18 protein-coding genes and 1 tRNA gene are annotated in these 18,894 nt (G+C 69.7%); 6 read left to right on the top strand and 13 right to left on the bottom strand.

The window, feature by feature from the left end; translation table 11 throughout:
* Positions 1 to 140: 140 nt before the first annotated feature.
* Positions 141 to 842: a hypothetical protein gene (locus AB0D29_RS31350; protein WP_362858869.1), complete on the top strand. Its 702-nt coding sequence runs from the start codon at positions 141 to 143 to the stop codon at positions 840 to 842.
* A gap of 702 nt (positions 843 to 1,544) precedes the next feature.
* Here the strand turns inward: AB0D29_RS31350 and AB0D29_RS31355 are convergent.
* Complete coding sequence (locus AB0D29_RS31355; RefSeq protein ID WP_362858870.1) at positions 1,545 to 2,159, bottom strand: DUF4389 domain-containing protein; 615 nt, start codon at positions 2,157 to 2,159, stop codon at positions 1,545 to 1,547.
* Between the two features lie 369 nt (positions 2,160 to 2,528).
* Here AB0D29_RS31355 and AB0D29_RS31360 point away from each other — a divergent pair, with 369 nt between their 5' ends.
* Positions 2,529 to 3,647 carry a hypothetical protein gene (locus AB0D29_RS31360; protein ID WP_362858936.1) on the top strand — a complete coding sequence of 373 codons (1,119 nt, stop codon included), beginning with the start codon at positions 2,529 to 2,531 and terminating at the stop codon, positions 3,645 to 3,647.
* A 270-nt stretch (positions 3,648 to 3,917) separates the two neighbouring features.
* On the opposite strand, the gene AB0D29_RS31365 is transcribed toward AB0D29_RS31360, so the two are convergent.
* Complete coding sequence (locus tag AB0D29_RS31365; RefSeq protein WP_362858872.1) at positions 3,918 to 4,289, bottom strand: hypothetical protein; 372 nt, start codon at positions 4,287 to 4,289, stop codon at positions 3,918 to 3,920.
* 911 nt (positions 4,290 to 5,200) lie between these two features.
* A tRNA-Val gene (locus tag AB0D29_RS31370) sits at positions 5,201 to 5,275 on the bottom strand.
* Positions 5,276 to 5,380: 105 nt separating this feature from the next.
* On the opposite strand from AB0D29_RS31370, the gene AB0D29_RS31375 reads away from it, so the two are divergent.
* The 3 genes from AB0D29_RS31375 to AB0D29_RS31385 all read left to right on the top strand — a co-directional run bounded on the left by AB0D29_RS31375 (position 5,381) and on the right by AB0D29_RS31385 (position 7,815).
* Positions 5,381 to 6,625, top strand: coding sequence for a hypothetical protein (locus AB0D29_RS31375; RefSeq protein WP_362858874.1), 1,245 nt, complete (start codon positions 5,381 to 5,383; stop codon positions 6,623 to 6,625).
* A 275-nt stretch (positions 6,626 to 6,900) separates the two neighbouring features.
* A complete protein-coding gene (locus AB0D29_RS31380; protein WP_362858937.1) occupies positions 6,901 to 7,464 on the top strand; it encodes a DUF4383 domain-containing protein in 564 nt (187 codons plus the stop codon).
* A gap of 135 nt (positions 7,465 to 7,599) precedes the next feature.
* Positions 7,600 to 7,815 (top strand): zinc ribbon domain-containing protein, encoded by a 216-nt coding sequence (locus AB0D29_RS31385; RefSeq protein ID WP_362806105.1) that lies wholly within the window; start codon positions 7,600 to 7,602, stop codon positions 7,813 to 7,815.
* A gap of 27 nt (positions 7,816 to 7,842) precedes the next feature.
* On the opposite strand, the gene AB0D29_RS31390 is transcribed toward AB0D29_RS31385, so the two are convergent.
* The 4 genes from AB0D29_RS31390 to AB0D29_RS31405 all read right to left on the bottom strand — a co-directional run bounded on the left by AB0D29_RS31390 (position 7,843) and on the right by AB0D29_RS31405 (position 13,143).
* Complete coding sequence (locus tag AB0D29_RS31390; protein WP_362858875.1) at positions 7,843 to 8,502, bottom strand: class I SAM-dependent methyltransferase; 660 nt, start codon at positions 8,500 to 8,502, stop codon at positions 7,843 to 7,845.
* On the bottom strand, positions 8,499 to 9,329 hold the full coding sequence (locus AB0D29_RS31395; RefSeq protein ID WP_362858876.1) for an HAD family hydrolase: 831 nt from the start codon (positions 9,327 to 9,329) through the stop codon (positions 8,499 to 8,501). The genes AB0D29_RS31390 and AB0D29_RS31395 overlap by 4 nt, the downstream gene beginning before the upstream one ends.
* Positions 9,326 to 11,911: a phosphoribosyltransferase gene (locus AB0D29_RS31400; protein ID WP_362858938.1), complete on the bottom strand. Its 2,586-nt coding sequence runs from the start codon at positions 11,909 to 11,911 to the stop codon at positions 9,326 to 9,328. Before AB0D29_RS31400 ends, AB0D29_RS31395 begins: the two co-directional genes overlap by 4 nt.
* A 65-nt stretch (positions 11,912 to 11,976) precedes the next feature.
* Positions 11,977 to 13,143 carry an HpcH/HpaI aldolase/citrate lyase family protein gene (locus AB0D29_RS31405; protein ID WP_362858877.1) on the bottom strand — a complete coding sequence of 389 codons (1,167 nt, stop codon included), beginning with the start codon at positions 13,141 to 13,143 and terminating at the stop codon, positions 11,977 to 11,979.
* Between the two features lie 194 nt (positions 13,144 to 13,337).
* On the opposite strand from AB0D29_RS31405, the gene AB0D29_RS31410 reads away from it, so the two are divergent.
* Entirely contained in the window at positions 13,338 to 14,093 is a 756-nt protein-coding gene (locus tag AB0D29_RS31410) for a TerD family protein (protein WP_362858879.1), read from the top strand.
* 18 nt (positions 14,094 to 14,111) lie between these two features.
* Here the strand turns inward: AB0D29_RS31410 and AB0D29_RS31415 are convergent, their stop codons facing one another.
* The 6 genes from AB0D29_RS31415 to AB0D29_RS31440 all read right to left on the bottom strand — a co-directional run bounded on the left by AB0D29_RS31415 (position 14,112) and on the right by AB0D29_RS31440 (position 18,653).
* Positions 14,112 to 14,852, bottom strand: a complete 741-nt coding sequence (locus AB0D29_RS31415) for a Tellurium resistance (RefSeq protein WP_362858881.1) — start codon at positions 14,850 to 14,852, stop codon at positions 14,112 to 14,114.
* A 131-nt stretch (positions 14,853 to 14,983) separates the two neighbouring features.
* Complete coding sequence (locus tag AB0D29_RS31420) at positions 14,984 to 16,099, bottom strand: DUF475 domain-containing protein (RefSeq protein WP_362858882.1); 1,116 nt, start codon at positions 16,097 to 16,099, stop codon at positions 14,984 to 14,986.
* A 25-nt stretch (positions 16,100 to 16,124) separates the two neighbouring features.
* Positions 16,125 to 16,700, bottom strand: coding sequence for a TerD family protein (locus AB0D29_RS31425; protein WP_030711350.1), 576 nt, complete (start codon positions 16,698 to 16,700; stop codon positions 16,125 to 16,127).
* A gap of 204 nt (positions 16,701 to 16,904) precedes the next feature.
* Positions 16,905 to 17,480: a TerD family protein gene (locus tag AB0D29_RS31430; RefSeq protein ID WP_030009302.1), complete on the bottom strand. Its 576-nt coding sequence runs from the start codon at positions 17,478 to 17,480 to the stop codon at positions 16,905 to 16,907.
* A 138-nt stretch (positions 17,481 to 17,618) separates the two neighbouring features.
* Positions 17,619 to 18,077: a peroxiredoxin gene (locus AB0D29_RS31435; RefSeq protein ID WP_351587012.1), complete on the bottom strand. Its 459-nt coding sequence runs from the start codon at positions 18,075 to 18,077 to the stop codon at positions 17,619 to 17,621.
* Positions 18,078 to 18,227: 150 nt separating this feature from the next.
* Positions 18,228 to 18,653: a DUF3052 domain-containing protein gene (locus AB0D29_RS31440; protein ID WP_327262317.1), complete on the bottom strand. Its 426-nt coding sequence runs from the start codon at positions 18,651 to 18,653 to the stop codon at positions 18,228 to 18,230.
* Positions 18,654 to 18,894: the final 241 nt, after the last annotated feature.

Below are 18,894 nucleotides of genomic sequence, written 5' to 3' on the forward strand. Positions count from 1 at the left end.
TCCCGATCTTGCCACGTAGAGGTCGCGAGGGGCCGATGGAGGCATGTCAAGTCCCGAAATTCGGTGACATGACGCACCCCGTGCGCAGCGGGCTTACTGGAATCTCCCCGCTCGACCTTTCTCACAGAAGGAGAATTCTTATGATCCGCACTTCTCGGAAGCACCGTTTCACCATGCTCGCCCTTTCGGCCGCGCTCGTCGGAGGAGGCGCACTGCTGCCCACCAGCGCATTCGCTGCCCCTGCGTCGCACACGACCGAGGTGACCAGCGCCTCGGCCAGTCATTTCGACCACGGCAAGGGTGACCACGGCGGCAAGGGCAAGAACAACAAACGTGGGAAGAAGAAGAACAAGAGCAAGGGCAAGGGCAACAGGCCCCGCGACGTGGAGAACATGCCGGGCTGCAAGTACTTCAAGAACAAGGTGTACTGCGAGCACAAGCCCGAGCCCAACCCGGCCCCGGAACCCCACCCGGCCCCGGGCACCCCGCCGGCCCCCGGCACGGAAACCCCGAAGGCCCCCGGCACGGAAACCCCGCCGGCACCGGGTACGGAAACCCCGCCGGCACCGGGTACGGAAACCCCTCCTGCCCCGGGTACGGAGACCCCGCCGGCACCGGGCACCGAGACTCCGCCGGCACCGGGCACGGAAACCCCTCCTGCCCCGGGTACGGAGACCCCGCCCGCCCCCGGCACGGAAACCCCGCCGGCACCGGGCACGGAGACCCCGCCCGCCCCGGGCACCGACACTCCGCCCGCCACGGACATGGAGACCCCGCCGGACCACGGTGGCGAGACCCCGCCCGCCACGGACACGCCTCCCACCGCCGACACGGGCAGGTGACCGGCCGAGGGCGAGCACTGGTCCCGGCTTCCCCGGATACGGCGGCCGCTCGGGTTCCCTACCGGAACCCGAGCCCCGCCGAGCATTGAGATCGCACGCAAGGCCCCCGACCGTTCACGGTCGGGGGCCTTTCCACGTGATGAGCTCGGCCCCTTTCGAACCGCCGACATCCGCGCCCCTGCACAACGTGCACAGCAGCCACCGTCACCACTGCTGACGCCAAAGGCGAAGGCGCATGCCGAAGAAGAGAAGGCCGAGAAGGCCGAGAAGGCCATGGAGCACGTGGAGCACGTGGAGCACGTGGATGTCACGCCGCCGCCGGCCCAACCCACTTCTTGCCCGGCTTCCTGCCCCTCTCCTCCTCCCGCCGACCTCGCCTGGTCCATTTCCCTTGGTGTCGCCAGCACCGCGATGTGCCCTTCAAGGTGAGGTTCGCGCAGCGCTTTCCGCCCTCGATGGGCCACCCGCATTTCCCCTGCTTCCATTCGGTCAACGAGGACCTCCAGCACTCACGGCTCGTCGGCTCGGGCAGCAACAAGGATGAGCAGCCATCGACCAGCCGCGAAGAGCGCACACTCGGCGCCCCGAAACAGCAGCGAGCGCACGCTCGGCTCCCGAGGCAGGAAGAGTCCTTGCACGGCAGACACACGACGAGAGCCCCCACCGCGAACGGTGGGGGCTCTGCACAGGCGTCGAAGAACGCTATCCGCTGCCGGCCGGCTCCACGACTCCTGCCACGGGCTCGCTTCCGCCCATGTCCAGCCGGAACGGCGGGTACTTGTCGGTCATCAGGTACACGTAGACGAGCACGCGCAGCGTCCAGCGCAGCAGGCCCATCAGGAAGTCGAAGAGCCCCCTCGGATAGCTCCCGGTGCACAGCAGGATCACCACCGCGACCAGGGTGAGCAGGCCGATGAGACCGGAGGAGAACGGACTGTAGTCGTCGAGGTACCGGTACGCCTTCCAGCTGCTGGTGAGCAAGAGCGTGATCACCAGCAGCTGCGGGAAGACCAGCAGCCACTTGACCAGGACCAGTCCGCGGGAGAGCTTCTCGGGATAGGCGATGTCGACACGGATCGGGTAGTCGGGCACGTCTTTGAGGGTGAACGGCGGGTACTCATCGGTACCCATCACCGATGAGGCGTAGTAGTTGACGCGCGTACTCCAACGTATGACGCCGACATTGAAATCGAAGAGACGCCGGGGGTAGCTGCCGGTGATGAGGATGCTGAAGAACGCGACGATGCTCAGCAGCACGAACGCGATCTGCAGGAAGAACAGATAGATGTAGTGCGGAATGGCGAGGAACCATTTCACCAGCCACTTCCATCGGGTCAGCCGGGGATCCAACGTCGCTTCGACACACAGGGGATGGGCGGGAGCGGGAAACATGCTGCCACGTCCTTTCTTGCCTGGGGAGTGGGATACGTGTCCCGCACATCGCATCGTCAAGGCTGTTCCGGACGGCGCACACGGGCCACCGGCTCTACCCGAGCCGTATCGCCATTAGCCCCCGGCGATCGCATCCCGTCACGCCCCGAAATCCCGTGACAGGAGAACCCGTGACTTGACGCCCGACACCACACACCGTGGTGTTGCACGGTCTCCCGCAGCGGACGAAAAACACGTTGGCCGGTCCGCTGCTGAGCTGCGACGATGCCCCCTGTTTTCTCTTACGGAGGATATTTGTTCGTTTTTGTGTGTGTCGGCTGTGGCTCCAGACTGACCATCCCGCTGTCCCAGGTGGCGCTGCCGGCCCACGCTCACCAGAGGTACGGGAACGGGCTCCAGCTCCCGGTGCTCATGGAGCCGGGCACGTTCGCCGTGGACCCGGAGCCCTGGGGGCCGCCGTGGCGGACGTGGGAGGAGATCCATCCGGATGAGGCGGCCGCCCGCGGTGTCTACGCGCCGGTGTACGCCCTTTCCGACGGTGCGCCTGGCGCGGTTGTCATCGCGCCAGGCGACACTCGCGGCACGGTGCTGATCCCGGAAAATCTCGGAGGCAGCTGCTGCGGCCTCGACGGTGCCGACGGCCCCAACGTGGCCTGCGTGGAGTGTGCCCTGCCCGTGGCGAGCCGGATCGACGACTGCTCGCGCTGGCAGGCGATGTGGCTCTCCCCGAACGCCGTACGCCGCATTCCCGTCGACGGCGATGGTGCCGCGCCGCTTTCCTGGTCTGAGCTCATGGCGGAAGGCAAGGGCACGCCCCCGTTGGAGCCGATCGCCACATGGAGGTCGCGGATGGCCGCGGGCCACTGGTCAAACTACTTGTGGTCATGGAGCCCTCAGTGGGAGGCAGCGGCCGGCCGGGCGCTCGCCCACCTGCTGGCGGCTTCGGAGGGCCAACCAGTCACCGTCCCGGGAGGCTTGGTCGGGCAGGTCTTCCAACGAGCGCTCGACGCCCTGTTGCCCGCGGGTCCGCAGGTGCGTCGCGCCGTCCTGGCCGGACCGAGCCTGCCAACTCACAGCGGAGACGTCTCCATCCTCCTTGTGCCGTCCCATCCTCAGACGGGGAAGATCTGGACCCCGGCCGGCCCAGCGCCGTACCTGGTGCCGCTGCCGTTCGGGGTGTGGCTGTGGCTGGCCTTCCCCAGGCCGGACCTGCCCCTCCCCGCATCGGGCGCCCTACCTGTCGGCGCCGTCCGCGACGACTTCGACGCGCCCGCGCCGCGCCCCCGCCACCTGTTCCGGGCCGACCCGGAGGTATTCCGGCACACCCTGGTCCGGCTACCGACCGTCCGCAGCCCGTGGTTGCGCGAGATCCTCCAGAACCTCACGCACCACATGCGCACTGGCCTCTTCTAGCCGACTGACAGGGCGCGGGCAGCTTCGGCGATCACCGGCCAGGGGCCATCGACGAGCTGCGCGACTTCGAACCGTGGCGAACGGGAGTGGGTGGCCACGGTATTGCGGACCGGGTCGTGGGGATCGTCCGCCGACTGCTCCAGGAGTTCCGGCGGACAGAAACGCTACCCCGAACAGATGAGGGCGCTGCGCTGACAGATACCCACCGGCCTGGCCCCATGTCGCCGCCATCTTCGTCTGGTCAGCGAGGTGACCAGACGGTGGAACTGCCTACACCCATCCCTCATCGAGGTAGATCGTCCAGATGTCCCCCACTGCCCAGTTCAGTTCGACCAAAGCCGCAACGGCCGCGATCAATGCCGGAGCGTCGGACAGCCGCAATGGGGAGTCCGGGACACCCTGTCGGGTGTAGGTCGGCAACTCACCGTTACAGCCGAAGGCATGGAGCGGCAGAGGACCACAGGTGAACCACGTGGGTAGGTGTTCCTCCGCCCAAGCGGATGCGGCGTCGACACGGTCCACATGCGCCAGCAGGTGCTCGGGCGCGGGCCCGTCGCAGAACTGCACGAGGAATCCCCCGGCGTCTACGGCCCACCAATCCCACGCGAATCCAGGTCGAGGGTGCCGCAGGATCGTCGCCATGCCATCACCGTATTCAGGCCCCCACCAGCATGGCGACGGTGATGCGCAGGAAACGGCCAGCCGTTTGACACCCCGTCCCGGCCCAGTCGGCAGCGCTCCCGGCCACGCATGCAATGTGACGGTTGCCGCGTCTGAACGCCCGGCTGACCTGGCCGCTGAGCGCCCTCCCGCGGCCCCACGAGGGTCGGGGCGGGCGCCCACGTTCTTCCTGCGGGTGTTACGCCCTTGCGCTTGCCCGCTGCCCGCCGCGCAAGCTCTGCGCACCCTGGAGCACCACGACGAAGCCGCCCAGAGCAGGCAGCGCCGGCACCAACACATCGGCAGGGACTCGGCAGATCACCACCAGGATGATGACCACCAGAGTCCAAGAACCCTTCGGGAAGCTTGACAGGCGCCGCTGGGGTTGGGTCACACTCATATGGATGTTCCTTTGCGAACGTCGTGTGCCCGTCAGCACCGCGCTTGGTCTCCAGCCACAGCGGAGCTGACGGGCTCTTTCCCTTTCAGGATGGGGTTGCCGGGGAGAAGCGAACCAGTGGGCGCGGCATGGCGCGGCCTGGCGAATCAAGATGTGGGGCCGTGGCGAACCTGGCGAAGCCTGGCGGATTCAGGGCTTCGAGGTTGGTGGAGCAGCCGTGGGCGCGAGCCGTCATCGGCCGCCTGGCCCCTACTTGTACCCACCACAGCCCTGCCTCCCGTCCCGTCCGCCGTCGACGCACACCTTCGTGGAGCGGGCGCGGTTTCAGGCGTCCCGGTGGAGCCCGCCACTGTACGAACGACCTGGATGGTTCGGCGAGGGGAACTCGTCGCCCTGCGGTGGGACGGTTCGACTGCACCGCACGCGGCACGGAAGTCGACTCTGCAGGGGATGCGAAAGGCCCCCGACCGTGAGTGGTCGGGGGCCTTTTTGCTGGTGGGCGCGGACGGTTTCGAACCGCCGACATCTGCTTTGTAAGAGCAGCGCTCTACCCCTGAGCTACGCACCCGTGGATGAGTGGACAGCCTACATGGCGTGCACGCCCCCCACGCAAACCCGTTGCCGTGGGGGAGAATGGATCGGGGCATGGCGGACGCGGTACGGGAGAGGGATTGTGACGACGGCATCCCGGCGGTGGTTCGGTGGGCGGGACGAGAGTCGGCGGGCGGATGCGCAGGCGGCGAAGGATGCCGCCGCCGCCGCGTTCTACGAGCTGGATACGGCACAGCGGGATCTGCGGATCTCGATCGAGACGATCGCCGCGGCGGACGGGTCGCCCGCCGCGCGGCAGGCGACCGAGGGCTTCGCCGCGCTCGGGCAGCGGATCGACCAGGTCAGCCATGTCTACATCGAGGCGGTCGACGCGCACGACCTGGACCGGCCCGAGCTGGAGGGTTCCGTGGCGACGCGGGCCCGGGAGGAGCTGACGCGGGCGCGCGACGAGCTGGTACGGGTCAAGGGCGAGCTGGACCGGTTCGCTCAGGGGTTGCAGCCGCTGCTGGACAAGGCCGAGACGCAGCTCGCGCGGGTCGCGCCGGCCCGGGAGCGGGCGCGGGCCGCGCTGATCGGGGCGAGCGAGGCGCTGGACGCCGTACGGGCCAAGGGCATGCGGGCCGATGATCTGGCGGCGCGGCTGGCGGCGCTCGGCCCGGAGCTGACCAAGCTGAACCAGGGCGCGGCGCAGCACGGGGTGCAGGAGACGGTGCAGCGCGCGGACCGGATCCTGCGTGACGCGGAGGCGATACGGGCCGAGGTGGCGCGGCTGCCGGAGCGGGCGGCGGAGATCGACCGGCGGCTGGTGAGCCTGCGGACGCGGGCGCAGGCCCTGCGCAACCGGGCGGACCGGGTGGATCCGGTGCTGAGCGAGTTGCGACGGCGGTTCAGTGCCGCGTGCTGGCAGGACCTGCAGCACGTGCCGGATCAGGCGGTACGGGACGTCGCGGAGGCGGAGGACCGGCTGAAGGAGGCCGGCCGGGCGCGGGACGAGCAGCGCTGGGCGGACGTGGGAGCACTGATCGAGGCGGTCCGCGGCTCGCTGGACGCGACGGACGAGGCGGTGTCGGCGGCGCAGGACCGGTTGACGCGGTTGGAGGCGGTGGCGCGGGATCCGCAGGCGGAGGTGGATCGGACGCGGTTCGCGATCCGGGACGCGCAGCGGCTGGCGATGGCGGGCCGCAGTGTGCCGGATCCCCGGCATGCGGGGCCGCTGGACGCTGCGGTGGCGCGGGTCGGCCGGGCGGTGGAGGGGCTGGAGGGCCGGCATCCCGACTACTGGGCGTTCCTCCACGAGATGGAGGACGTTCGGGCCGCCGTGAACCGGGTGGTGAGCGGGATCCGGGCCGAGCGCGGGCAGGGATAGGCCCCGGGTCCGGGCTGCCGGAGCCGGTCCCGTTTGTTTCGTGGCGTTCGGCGACGGATGCTGGGAGGTGCCGGAATGGACCAGAGGAGGGCACCATGGCTGCCCGCACCTTTCACAAGCCTCCTGCGACGGTGACCGAGGAGCCGGGGCCGTACGTGGCTCACGCGGCGTACGGGTGCACCGAGCCGCATGAGAACTACGCGCCCTACGTCGCCCACGAGCCCGACCCTGATGCCCCCGCTCCGCCGCGCTTCGCCGAGACGGTGTCCCGGCGCATGGGGCGCGCGCTGCATCCGGTCAACGCGCGGCTCGACGATCATCTGCCCACGGACCACAAGCTGAGCCAGGTGTACCGGGTCGGTGCGGGGCTGACGGGGCTGCTCCTCGTGGTGTTCGGGATCCTGGGGCTGGTCGATCAGATCGGGTTCTTCGACACCGGCGGGGACACGGTGCTCGCGCTGAACACCAACGGGGCGCTGAGCGTCCTGTCGATCTGCATCGGTGCTCTGCTGTTCTTCGGGATGGTGGTGGGCGGCACCTTCGCCTCGACCGTGAACATCGTGCTGGGCGTGCTGTTCATCGCGAGCGGGTTCGTGAATCTGGCGCTGCTGGACACGGGGCTGAACTTCCTGGCCTTCCGGATCCAGAACGTGCTGTTCAGCTTCGTCGTCGGCGTGATGCTGATGTGGTTCGGGATGTACGGGCGGGTGGGCAGCGCGCTGCCGCACGACAATCCGTACTGGCGTGCCCGCCACCCCGAGCAGGCGGCGCGGGAGGACCGGGCGCGGCACGTTCAGGGGCGGGGGCGGACCCCCGTGGTGCACGGCCGCTGCCCGTAGCCGTGCCGTAGCCGTGCCCGTGCCGTAGCCGTGCCCGTGCCGTAGCCGTAGCCGTGGCCGTAGCGGCCGCGGCGGCGCGGTGCCCAGCCGCGCCGTACGTAGCGCCCGGGCGCCGGGCGCGCTTAGCCTGTGCGCATGCCTCGATACGAATACCGCTGCCGGACCTGCGACGACACCTTTGAGGTCAGCCGGCCCATGGCGGAGTCCTCCGCGCCCGCCGACTGCCCGGCCGGGCACGCCGACACCGTCAAGCTGCTGTCGGCCGTCGCCGTCGGCGGGACGAGCAGTGCCCCCGCGCCCGCCCGGGCGGCGGGCGGCGGAGGCTGCTGCGGTGGCGGCGGCTGCGGCTGAGCCCGCAGCCCGCACAGGACGGGAGCCTCAGCGCTTGCGCGAGAGGGTGAGGCCGTCCGAGATCGCGAGCAGGACGGACTCCATGCGCGGGTCGGCCGCGACGTGCTCGTTGTAGGCGCGGACGCCCGCGGCCGCGCCGGTGGCCGACTCGTCGAGGACCGTGCCGTGGTAGAGCGTGTTGTCCGTGACGATCAGGCCGCCCGGGCGCAGCCGCGGCACCAGCTCCTCCCAGTAGTCGATCTGGCTCTGCTTGTCCGCGTCCACGTAGGCCATGTCGATGTGGGGTTCGGTCGGCATGGCCCGCAGGGTCTGCAGTGCGGGTGCGATCCGCAGCTCGATGCGGTCCGCGACGCCCGCCTCCTCCCAGGCCTCCCTGCCGTACGCCGTCCACTCCTCGGAGACGTCGCAGGCGATGAGGCGGCCGTCGGCGGGCAGTGCCTGGGCCATCGACAGGGCCGAGAAGCCCGTGAAGGTGCCGACCTCGACGATGTGGCGGGCGCCCGTCAGCCGGACCAGGAAGGCCAGCAGCGGCCCCTGCTCCTCCGCCGACTGCATGCCGGCGACGTCGGGGAACTTCGCGTAGGTCGTCGCCACCAGCCCCCGCTGGACGGCGTCCAGCGGGGGGTTGTGGCCGAGCACGTACCGGTAGAGCTCGTCCGTGATCTTTGTGCTGTTGCCCTTGGTCATGCGCCCAGTCTGCCGAGCCGGCCCGCCTCACGGGTGAACGCGCGGAGTATTTCCTCACCGGCCAGGACGCCCGCCGTGGTCAGGGCCGTCACCGACGGCGCCGTCCAGGCCGCGTCGGCCAGTTCGCCGTGGCCGGGGCGCCAGGCCGCGTCCGCCGCCAGCAGCAGGTCCGCGTCGAGCAGCGAGTCGCCGGCGGCGAGGGTCGTGGTGGCTCCCGTGCGGCGGGCGACCTCGTGCATCGCGGCGCTCTTCGTGAGCGGGCGCGGGACGGCGTAGATCTTCCGGCCCTGGAGCGAGACCGTCCAGCCGCGGCTCTCGGACCACTCCGTGAGGGACTTGAGCCATTCGTCGGGGACCAGGGCCCGCTCGACGACGAGGTACGCGAAGAGGTCCTCCGCCACCCGCGTCTTGCGCAGCCACGCCGGGTCGGCCGTGGCCAGCAGGTGCTGGTGGACCTCCTCCAGCGGGGCGCACTCGCGCGCGAGGCGCGCCGCGACCTGTCGGCGCCAGTCGCGGTCCGGCACTCCGTCGACGAGCAGCTGTCCGCCGTTGGCGCAGATCGCGTAGGCGGCCGGGCGGCCGGGGAAGCGGATGCGCTGGTACTGCTTGCGGGTGCGCGTCGTCGTCGGGACGAAGACCACCGAAGGGTCGGCCGTCAGCTCCGTCAGCAGTCCCGCCGCCGTCTCCGTCATGTAGGACAGCGGCTTGCTCTCGTGGACCTCGACGCACAGCAGCCGCGGGGCCACCGGGTCGGGCATGGTCAGGCCGAGGGCGGCCGTCGAGTAGATGAGCGTACGGTCGAGATCACTGGCTACGAGGACAGTCACTTCGAGGCCACAGCCTTTCCGTCGGCGCCGGTGGCGCCGCGCGTGAATCGGGGGTGGATGAGTCCTACGCACGTGTAGGGCAGCCCGTCGACCTCTTCCACCGGGACCCCGCGCTGCTCGGCGAGCAGCCGTACGTGGTCCAGGTCGGGCCCGGCGCCGCGCTGCGCCAGGATCTTCCACGGCACCCGGCGCAGGAGCACGCGGGTGGTCTCGCCGACGCCGGGTTTGACGAGGTTCACGTCGTGGATGCCGTACTCCTCGCTGATCCGCTCGACCGCCGCCCAGCCCTCCCAGGTGGGGGTGCGGTCGGCCGCGAGCAGCTCCTTGACCTCTGCGTCGACGGCGTCGGCCACCTCGTCGAAGTGGGCGGCGACGGTGTCGACGAAGGCGACGGAGACGTCGGCTCCGGCGAGCTCGCGGTAGTACTTCGCGCCGTGGAAGTCCGCGGGACCGACCAGGTCGGACCTCAGAACCGTACGCGATATGAGACCGGAGACGGTGGAATTGAGACAGGCGGAGGGGATCAGGAAGTCCTCGCGGGTGCCGTACGTGTCCACGCACGAGCCCGGGTCGGCGAGGACGACGATCTCCGGGTTGAAGCCCTCGAACTCGGCGAGGGCGTCGCGCAGCTCGCGGGTGATGGCGCCCTTGCCCGTCCAGCCGTCGACGAAGACGATGTCGGCGGGGTCGTGGTGGGCGGCGAGCCAGCGCAGGGCGTTGGCGTCGATGCCGCGGCCGCGCACGATGGAGACGGCGTAGTGCGGCAGGTCGAGGCCGTGCCGGGTCTGGGCCCAGCGGCGCATCAGGACGCCCACGGGGGTGCCGGCGCGGGCCAGGGAGACCAGGACCGGGGAGGGGGAGCGCTCGGCGAGGACGGTCTCGGTGACGGTGCCGACGGCGCGGGCGATGCGGGCGGCGGAGGCCGTGAGGGCGCTCTGGTAGAGCTCCTGGTACTGGGGGGACGGCTGGTACTCGACGGGCAGGGATTCGGCGTAGTGGGCGCCGCCGGCCTGGATGGCCTCCTCGCGCTCCTCGGTCGGGGCCTCCAGCTCGACGTCGGAGAAGTCCTGGAGCAGCCAGCCGACGTCCTCGGGGGCGTACGAGGAGAAGGCGGGGCCGCGCAGGGGCTCGGGCATGATCGGCTCCTGCCGGTGGGTTGTTTCTGGCGGGTCGGGTACGTACGACGGGACGACGGCCAGCACGACGCGGCCGGTGTGCGGGGCGAGGGCCGCGAGCAGCCCGGCGTGGAGTTCGGGGGTGTCGCCGGCCGAGTCGACGACGGCGATGACGGCGTCGAAGCCGGCGCCGGCGACGTTGTAGGCGTAGCGGTCGCCGGGGCCGTCGGCGGGAGCGTCGTGGGCCGGGAAGACCAGCCGGGTGCGGATGGCGTAGCCGGGGTCGTCCACGGCGAGCACCGGCGAGCGGGTGGTGGTGGAGAAGCGGACCTCGCGGGCCGCGCCCGCCTCCTCCAGGGCCTTGGCGAGGCGCAGGGGCGCGTACATCAGCTCTTCGTTGCCGAGGACGAGGATGCGGGCGGGTGCGGTGCCGGGTTCCGTGCCGGGCGCGGCGGTGCCGGGTGCGGTGCCGAGCGTGGCCTTGAGCCGGTCGGCGAGTTCCGGCAGGGCCGCTTCCAGGCGGGTGCGGTGGGCGGGGGTGAAGCCGTGGCGGCCGCCGTCGGGGACCCCGGAGGGCCAGTTCAGCTCGACGCGGGTGACCGGCTGCGGGCCGTCTGCCGGGGCTCCGCCCCGGACCCCGCTCCTCAAACGCCGGAGGGGCTGGATTTGCCCGGCTGCCGGGACGTCCTCGCCCCGGACCCCGCTCCTCAAACGCCGGAGGGGCTGAATTGGCCCGGCTGCGGGCTGGATGTGTGCCTCGTACTCCTCGACCAGGGCCTGGCCCTTGGTCAGGACGTCGTCCGGGAGGGAGACGGTGCCCGAGGCGAGGGCGATGAGGTCCACCCGCGCGCCCAGCTCGGCGGCGAAGGCGGTGAGCCTGTCGCGGTCGGCCGGGGAGCGCATGTCGACGAGGGCGACGACCACGTAGTGCCGGCGGGGATGGCGGGCGTGCAGGTCGCGGATGGTGTTCAGGACCGTGTTGCCGGTGGAGAACTCGTCGTCGACGAGGACGAGGGGACCGCTGCCCGCGAGCAGCTGCGGATCCTCGGGCAGCAGCAGGTGCGAGGTGGCGTGCGAGTGCGCCTCCTCGAAGCCGCCCGCGGGCTCGACGCCCGGTACGGGCCGGCGGGTGGAGTGCAGGTAGGGGGCGCCGCCCAGGCCGTCGGCCACGCAGTGGCCGAGCCCGGTGGCGGTCTCGGCGTAGCCGAGGACCACGGCCGCGGCGGCCCCGTCCTCGCCGAGCAGGGCCCGGACGCGTTCGCCGAGCCCGTACCCGGCGGCGTACACCGTCCGCGGGGACTGCGGGACGTGCTTGCCCAGCACCTGCGAGACCAGCAGGTGCGCCCGCTTGGGGTTGCGGCGCAGGGCCAGTCCGAGCAGCTCCGTCAGCCGCGGACCGCCTTCGGAGTCCTCCAGGCTGACGCCCAGCCGCTCCGCGACCCAGGTACCTGACCACACTGCTTCTATCGTCTTGCCTTTCCTCGTCGTCCGCGCGTCCGCCGGCGGCCGCGCGTCCCTCGCCAAGGGCCTGCTCACACCTGGAGCCCGGCCGTGAGGAGGTCGACGAAGCCGACCTCCTCCTTCGCCACGCCGAAGACCTCGGCGCGCAGCATGGTGCGCTCGGCCCAGGCCCGGTGGGGCTTCACCTCGTTCATCTTGTTCGTGTAGGTGGAACGCATGACTCCGCCGCCGCCGCGCTCCGGGCGCAGGATGTCCTGGGCGTCGCAGAACTCCTCGTGCGAGACCACGGACAGCGCGTGCACGGGGGTGACGTGGGCGGGGTGGATGCAGGTCTTGCCGAGCAGTCCGTTGGCCCTGTCGAGTTCGATCTCGCGCAGCAGCCCGTCCAGGTCGTGTTCGATGAGGGCGGTGCGCAGTTCCTCCACGCCCTCCTCCAGGAAGGGGCTGCGGCGCAGCTGGGGCTTGAAGAGGCGCTGCTGGCTGCGGAAGTACTCCCAGACGGGGCCGGTGACGGTGAAGCCGGTGCCGTCGGCGCGGCTGAGGACGTTCACGACGTCCGCGATCACGCCGGCGACGATCTGGACGTCGTAGGCGGTCATGTCGGGGGTGCGGCGCAGGCCGTAGGCGGAGCAGAAGTCGGTCACGCCGAGCCGCAGCGCCAGGACCCGCTCGCGGTGGCTGTTGACCGTGCGGGAGATGCCGGCGAGGGCTTCGACGCGGGTTTCCAGGTGCAGGAGGTCCGGGGTCTCCAGGACGGGCATGGCATACAGGCGGGGCAGTCCGCCGGCCGCCTCCGCCTGGGCGACGGCTTCGAGGAAGGCGATGCCCCGGCTCTCGTCGAACTTGGGGAGTACGAATCCGGCCAGGCGCCGTACGGAGCCGCCCAGGCGGCGCACCAGGTCGGGTATCTGCTCGGGCGTGCGGACGCGAATGAAGAGGAGCGGGAGCTCCGCTTCGTCGGCGTCGAGCTCGGCGAACTGCCGGACGAGGTTTTCCTCGGCATCGGAGACATCGGTGTCGCTGATGGAATCCTCCAGGCAGAGGACCATGGAGACGACTCCGCGGCCGGCCTGCTTGCGGATGTCCGCGGCCAGTGCGGGGCGGGTGGCCGGGCTGTAGAGCGTGGCTCCGAGCGCGGCGGCGAGGACGCGGGAGGGTGAGGCTCCGGTGAATTCCGCCGGTTCCTGGTGGAAGAGGTCCTTACGGACGGTGGGCGATATGTGCCCAAAGTGACGCATGTGCTTCCCCCGTACTGCCTCGGCGGCCCAACTGGCATGGCCGGTAATAGTACGTACGAACATGAGTCAAGAGTTCCTCAAGCACATGAAGTTCAGGTAACCCTCTTGCACCATGCCCAGCTCTCGCGTTCGAGACAAGGCCCTACGGGGGGCCGCATTGTCCCGCTCCACCCCGGGAGGGCAGGATGACGTGCATGACGCACGCGATGCAGAAGGGCTCGAACATCCCGGTGGCCGCCGTGGCGGTCCGGGCGGTGCTGCGCTGGACCAGCGGCCCCGAGGTGCCGGACGTGGACGCCTCCGCGCTGCTCGTGGGCCCGGACGGCCGGGTGCGTTCGGATGAGGACTTCGTCTTCTACAACCAGCCCCGCCACCCCTCGGGGGCCGTGTGGCGGCTGGGCAAGAAGCAGCTCGGCGACGCGATCACCGACGCCGTCCAGGCGGACCTGCGGACGGTGACGCCGGCGGTGGACCGGATCCTGGTGGTCGCCTCCGCCGAGGACGTCCCCTTCGAACGGGTCCACGACCTGCGGATCCTCCTCTACGACGCCACCGCGACCGGCGGCTCCGAACCGCTGGCCTACTTCGACGTACGGCCCGAGACCGGCGCCGAGACGGCGCTGATCTGCGGGGAGCTGTACCGCCGGGGCGAGGGGTGGAAGTTCCGCGCGCTGGGCGAGGGCTACTCCGACGGGTTGGTGGGCCTGGCCACCGACCACGGGATCTCGGTCGACGAGAACGCCGCCGAGCCCGCCGCGAGCCCGACGGCGGGACCCACCTCCGAGCAGACGACGGCGATGGCCCCGCCGGCCCCGCTCACCCAGGCCCCGCCGGCCGCCCAGCCCGCCTACGGGTACCCGCAGCCGGTGTCCCCGGCGCCGGTGCCGGGTCCGGGCGGCGATCCGTCCTTCCGGCTGCCGGTGCAGGGCCCGCAGTTCATCCGCCGCTGACGCCGCAGGGGGTTCCGGTCAGCTCTTGGTGCTCTTGTAGCCCCGCCCCCACTGGAGCCCCCAGCCGTACAGCCGGTCCAGCTCGGCCTGGAACCCGTACACGAACTTCACCTCGCGCCGCACGACCAGCTCGCCCTTGACCTTCTCCAGGGAGACCACCGCACAGGAGCGGGCCTGCGGCTGCCGCTCGTCCAGCGGGATCTCGATCCGCGGCCCCGTCACGGGAAAGAGCGTCACCATGGCGTGCGTCCGGTCGAAGGCCGGTGTCTGGTCGTAGATGTAGACGAAGACCAGCAGCCGCTTGATCTCGTCGGCGTGGTCGAGATTGACGTACAGGGTCTCCCCGGAGGCCGAACCGAACCGGTCGTCCCCGCTGAGCTTGACGTACGGCGGGTCGTTGAGGTCGCCCAGCAGGTTCCCCAGCGGCTGTACGGCGCCGCGGGTGCCGTCGGTCAGCTCGTACAGGCAGCCCATGTCGAGGTCGACGTTGACCATGCCCTGGGTGTGCGCCTGCACCATGTCCGGCTTGAACAGCTTGAACGGGTGCCGGAAGAGCTGGCCGCTCTGGCCGGAGCGGCCGCCGATGTCCGAGGTGCGCATGCGCCAGGACAGATTGACGCGCAGGTTGCCGTGGACGGCCCCCTGCTTGGTGAGCGACACCGTCGAATGCCGCTTGGTCAGCTCGATCGCGTTCGACGAGGCGCTGCCCGACTGGAACTGCACGGCGCGGCTGCCCAGGATGCCGTCGAAGAAGCCCATCCCCTTACCCCCCTGATCCCCTGGTCCCCTGATCCCTGATCCGTGTGGAGCGTGCGGAAGCGGGGCGGCCCTCCGGGTCCGTGGACCCGGTGGACCGCCCCGCAGTTGAGCGTTCCGCATTACCGCCGCGGTCATGCCTCGGCGGTGGAACCCTCCAGTTCCAGGCGCTTGTTGCGGCGCACCGAGGACCAGAAGGACCATCCGATGAGCAGCACGCCGACGAGACCGGTGATGATCTCGTTGATCTCGTACTGGATGGTGACGAGCAGGATCACGGCGAGGGCGCCGATGGCGTAGTGCGCGCCGTGCTCCAGGTAGACGTAGTCGTCGAGGGTGCCCTGGCGGACCAGGTAGACCGTCAGCGAACGGACGTACATGGCACCGATGCCGAGGCCGAGGGCCATGAGCACGATGTCGTTGGTGATGGCGAAGGCGCCGATGACCCCGTCGAAGGAGAAGGAGGCGTCGAGGACTTCGAGGTAGAGGAACATGAAGAAGGCGGCCTTGCCGGCCATGGCGACGGCCGTGACGGGCTTGCCGGCCTTCTTGGCCTCTTCCTCCGCCTCGTGCTCGGCCTCCTCCTCTTCCTCGAGTTTGTTCTCGAAGTAGCCGGAGAGACCGCCGACGATCATGTAGGTGATCAGGCCGAGGATGCCGGAGATCAGGACGGTCTGCGCCTTGTCCACGTGGACGCCGCCGTGCTGGTGGGCGTTGGCACCGACGGTCATCGCGGCGACGACCAGGACGATCAGCGCGATGCAGGCGGACAGCATGTCGATCTTGCCGAGCTTCGCGAGCGGGCGCTCCAGCCAGGCGAGCCACTTGATGTCACGGTCCTCGAAGATGAAGTCGAGGAAGATCATCAGGAGGAACATGCCGCCGAAGGCGGCGATGGACGGGTGAGCGTCCGTGACCAGCTGCTCGTACATCTCCTTGTCGTTGAGCGCCAGGTCCACGGCCTCGATGGGCCCGATCTTGGCGCTGATCGCGACGATCACAACGGGGAAGACCAGTCGCATACCGAAGACCGCGATGAGTACGCCGATGGTGAGGAAGATCTTCTGCCAGAAGGCATTCATCTTCTTCAGGATTCCGGCGTTGACCACCGCGTTGTCGAAAGACAGCGAGATCTCGAGGACCGACAGGATCGCCACGATCCCGAAGGCTTGCCACCCCCCGTAGAACACCGCTGCGACCAGACCGAGCGCAGTGATTGCGAACGACCAGCCGAAGGTTTTGAGAACCACTGGCACCCCATCGTCTTGTACGGCTTTACGAAACGTTGACCCCGAAGTCTAGAGCGATGCCCCTGAGCCCCGACGCGTACCCCTGCCCCACCGCACGGAACTTCCATTCGCCCCCGTACCGGTAGACCTCGCCGAAGATCATCGCGGTCTCGCTGGAGGCGTCCTCGGAGAGGTCGTAGCGGGCCAGTTCCTGTCCGTCGGCCTGGTTCACCACGCGGATGAAGGCATTGCTGACCTGGCCGAAGCTCTGTCGGCGGCTGTCCGCCTCGTGGATGGAGACCGGGAAGACGATCTTGTCCACCTGGGCCGGCACCTTGGTGAGGTCGATGAGGATCGACTCGTCGTCGCCTTCACCCTCGCCGGTGAGATTGTCGCCCGTGTGTTCGACGGAGCCGTCGGGGCTCTTCAGGTTGTTGTAGAAGACGAAGTACTCGTCCCCCAGCACCCGGCCGCTGTTGCACAGCAGCGCGCTGGCGTCGAGGTCGAAGTCGGCTCCCGTGGTCGAGCGCGCGTCCCATCCGAGACCGATCAGCACCCTGGTGAGGTTCGGTGCGGCCTTGGACAGGGAGACATTGCCCCCCTTGGCGAGTGTGACGCCCATGTTGTGGTCCTCCCCGGACGACGGTGTGGCGGTGTGCCGGTGTGGCGAAGCGGCCGTGCGATGCGGCGGTCAAGCGGTGCTGCGGTGAAACGGCGGTGAAGCGATGCGGCCGTGGTGCGGTGCGGCGGTGAAGCGGTGGTGCGGTGAACCGCGTCCGGCGCCGTACACACAGTGCACGGCGCCGGACGGACGAACTGCTCGGGCTCAGACGTTGACGCCGAAGTCCTGCGCGATGCCGCGCAGGCCGGAGGCGTAGCCCTGGCCGATGGCACGGAACTTCCACTCCGCGCCGTTGCGGTAGAGCTCGCCGAAGACCATGGCGGTCTCGGTCGAGGCGTCCTCGGAGAGGTCGTAGCGGGCGAGCTCGGTGTTGTCGGCCTGGTTCACGACGCGGATGTACGCGTTGCGGACCTGGCCGAAGCTCTGCTGGCGGCTCTCGGCCTCGTAGATCGAGACCGGGAAGACGATCTTGGCCACGTCGGCCGGGACGCCGGCGAGGTTGACCTTGATCGCCTCGTCGTCGCCCTCGCCCTCACCGGTGGTGTTGTCACCGGTGTGCTCCACCGAGCCGTCGGGGCTCTTCAGGTTGTTGAAGAAGACGAAGTTCGCGTCGCTGGTGACCTTGCCCTGGTCGCTGGTCAGGATCGCGCTGGCGTCGAGGTCGAAGTCGACACCGGTGGTGGTGCGAGCATCCCAGCCCAGACCGACGATGACCGCCGTCAGGTTAGGCGCGGCCTTGGTCAGCGAGACGTTGCCGCCCTTGCTGAGGCTGACTCCCACGGGTCCTCCATTGGGTTCTGTGTGGGGCGGTGCCCCGTCTTGCGGTTGCTACCGGATCAACGTTTCGATCCTAGTGACGGGTTCCCGCCCGTAAGCGGTTTTCGCAGGGAACTGCGCATACGGTCCTGGCGGACCCGCTCAGAGGCTGTCGAGCGCCTTGATGTACTCGTTCAGGTCACGCGCGTCGGGCAGTCCGTTGACCACGCTCCAGCGCACCACGCCGTCCTTGTCGATGACGAAGGTGCCGCGGACCGCGCAGCCCTTCGCCTCGTCGAAGACGCCGTACGCGCGGGAGGTCTCCCCGTGCGGCCAGAAGTCCGACAGCAGCGGGTACTCCAGGCCCTCCTGCTCCCCGAAGACCCGCAGGGTCGGCACGGAGTCGTTGGAGACGGCGAGGAGCTGGACGTCGTCGTTCTGGAAGCGCGGCAGCTGGTCGCGCAGCTCGCAGAGCTCGCCGGTGCAGACGCCGGTGAAGGCGAACGGGTAGAAGAGCAGCACCACGGCCTTCTCCCCGCGGAAGTCGGAGAGCCGCACGGTGGCGCCGTGGTTGTCCTTGAGCTCGAAGTCCGGGGCCTTGTCGCCGACCTCGATCGCCATCTCTCGCATCCCTTCGTTCCCGCATCCCTGCATTGGGCTGTTCGGGTGGGTCCACCCTAGGGGGACCGGGCCCCCGGAACGCACGCACCCTGCCGACCAGAAGGGATTCCGGTCGGCAGGGTGCGTGTCCGCTTGGCTGCGGGGCGCGGCTCAGCGCTTGGACTTGGCCACCTTGGGCGTGGCCAGCTTGGTCGCCGTCCACTCCTTGCCGATGGGGAGACCCTTGGCCAGCGAGAGGCCCGCGGTCTCGGCCGCCTCGCTGATGTCGCTGGCCTCGACGAAGCCGGGCTTGCCGGTCTTCGGGGTGACCAGCAGGATCAGGGCGTCGTCCTCGACGAGCTCGGTGGCATCGACCAAGGTGTCCGTCAGATCGCCGTCGTCCTCCCGGAACCACAGCAGCACCGCGTCGGCGACGTCGTCGTAGTCCTCGTCGACGAACTCCTCGACGAACTGCTCGACGGCATCACGGAAATCCTGATCGACGTCGTCGTCGTAGCCGATCTCCTGGACCACCTGTTCGGACTGGAAACCCAGCCGGGCGGCCAGGTTCTCCGCGTGGTCCGCGGTCGCGCTCACGGGGTGCCTCCTGCTCATGTTCGGTGAATGTCTCTCGGCGGCGCGCGTACGCGCAGCATTGGGCGTAGTCCACACGGGCGCGGCGGATCGCGCAAGTACCCGGCCGCCGAGACCGTCGAAACGGTGACGATTGCGGCCGTCTCGCCGCAACTTTCAGCCTTCCCGTGTGCACCTCTGGTGATTCATCACACACCATTCCAGCTCATTCGACATCATCGGCGACCCTCGACTGCTTTCCTAC

Source organism: Streptomyces sp. NPDC048424 (genome assembly GCF_040651555.1).
Classification (GTDB): domain Bacteria; phylum Actinomycetota; class Actinomycetes; order Streptomycetales; family Streptomycetaceae; genus Streptomyces.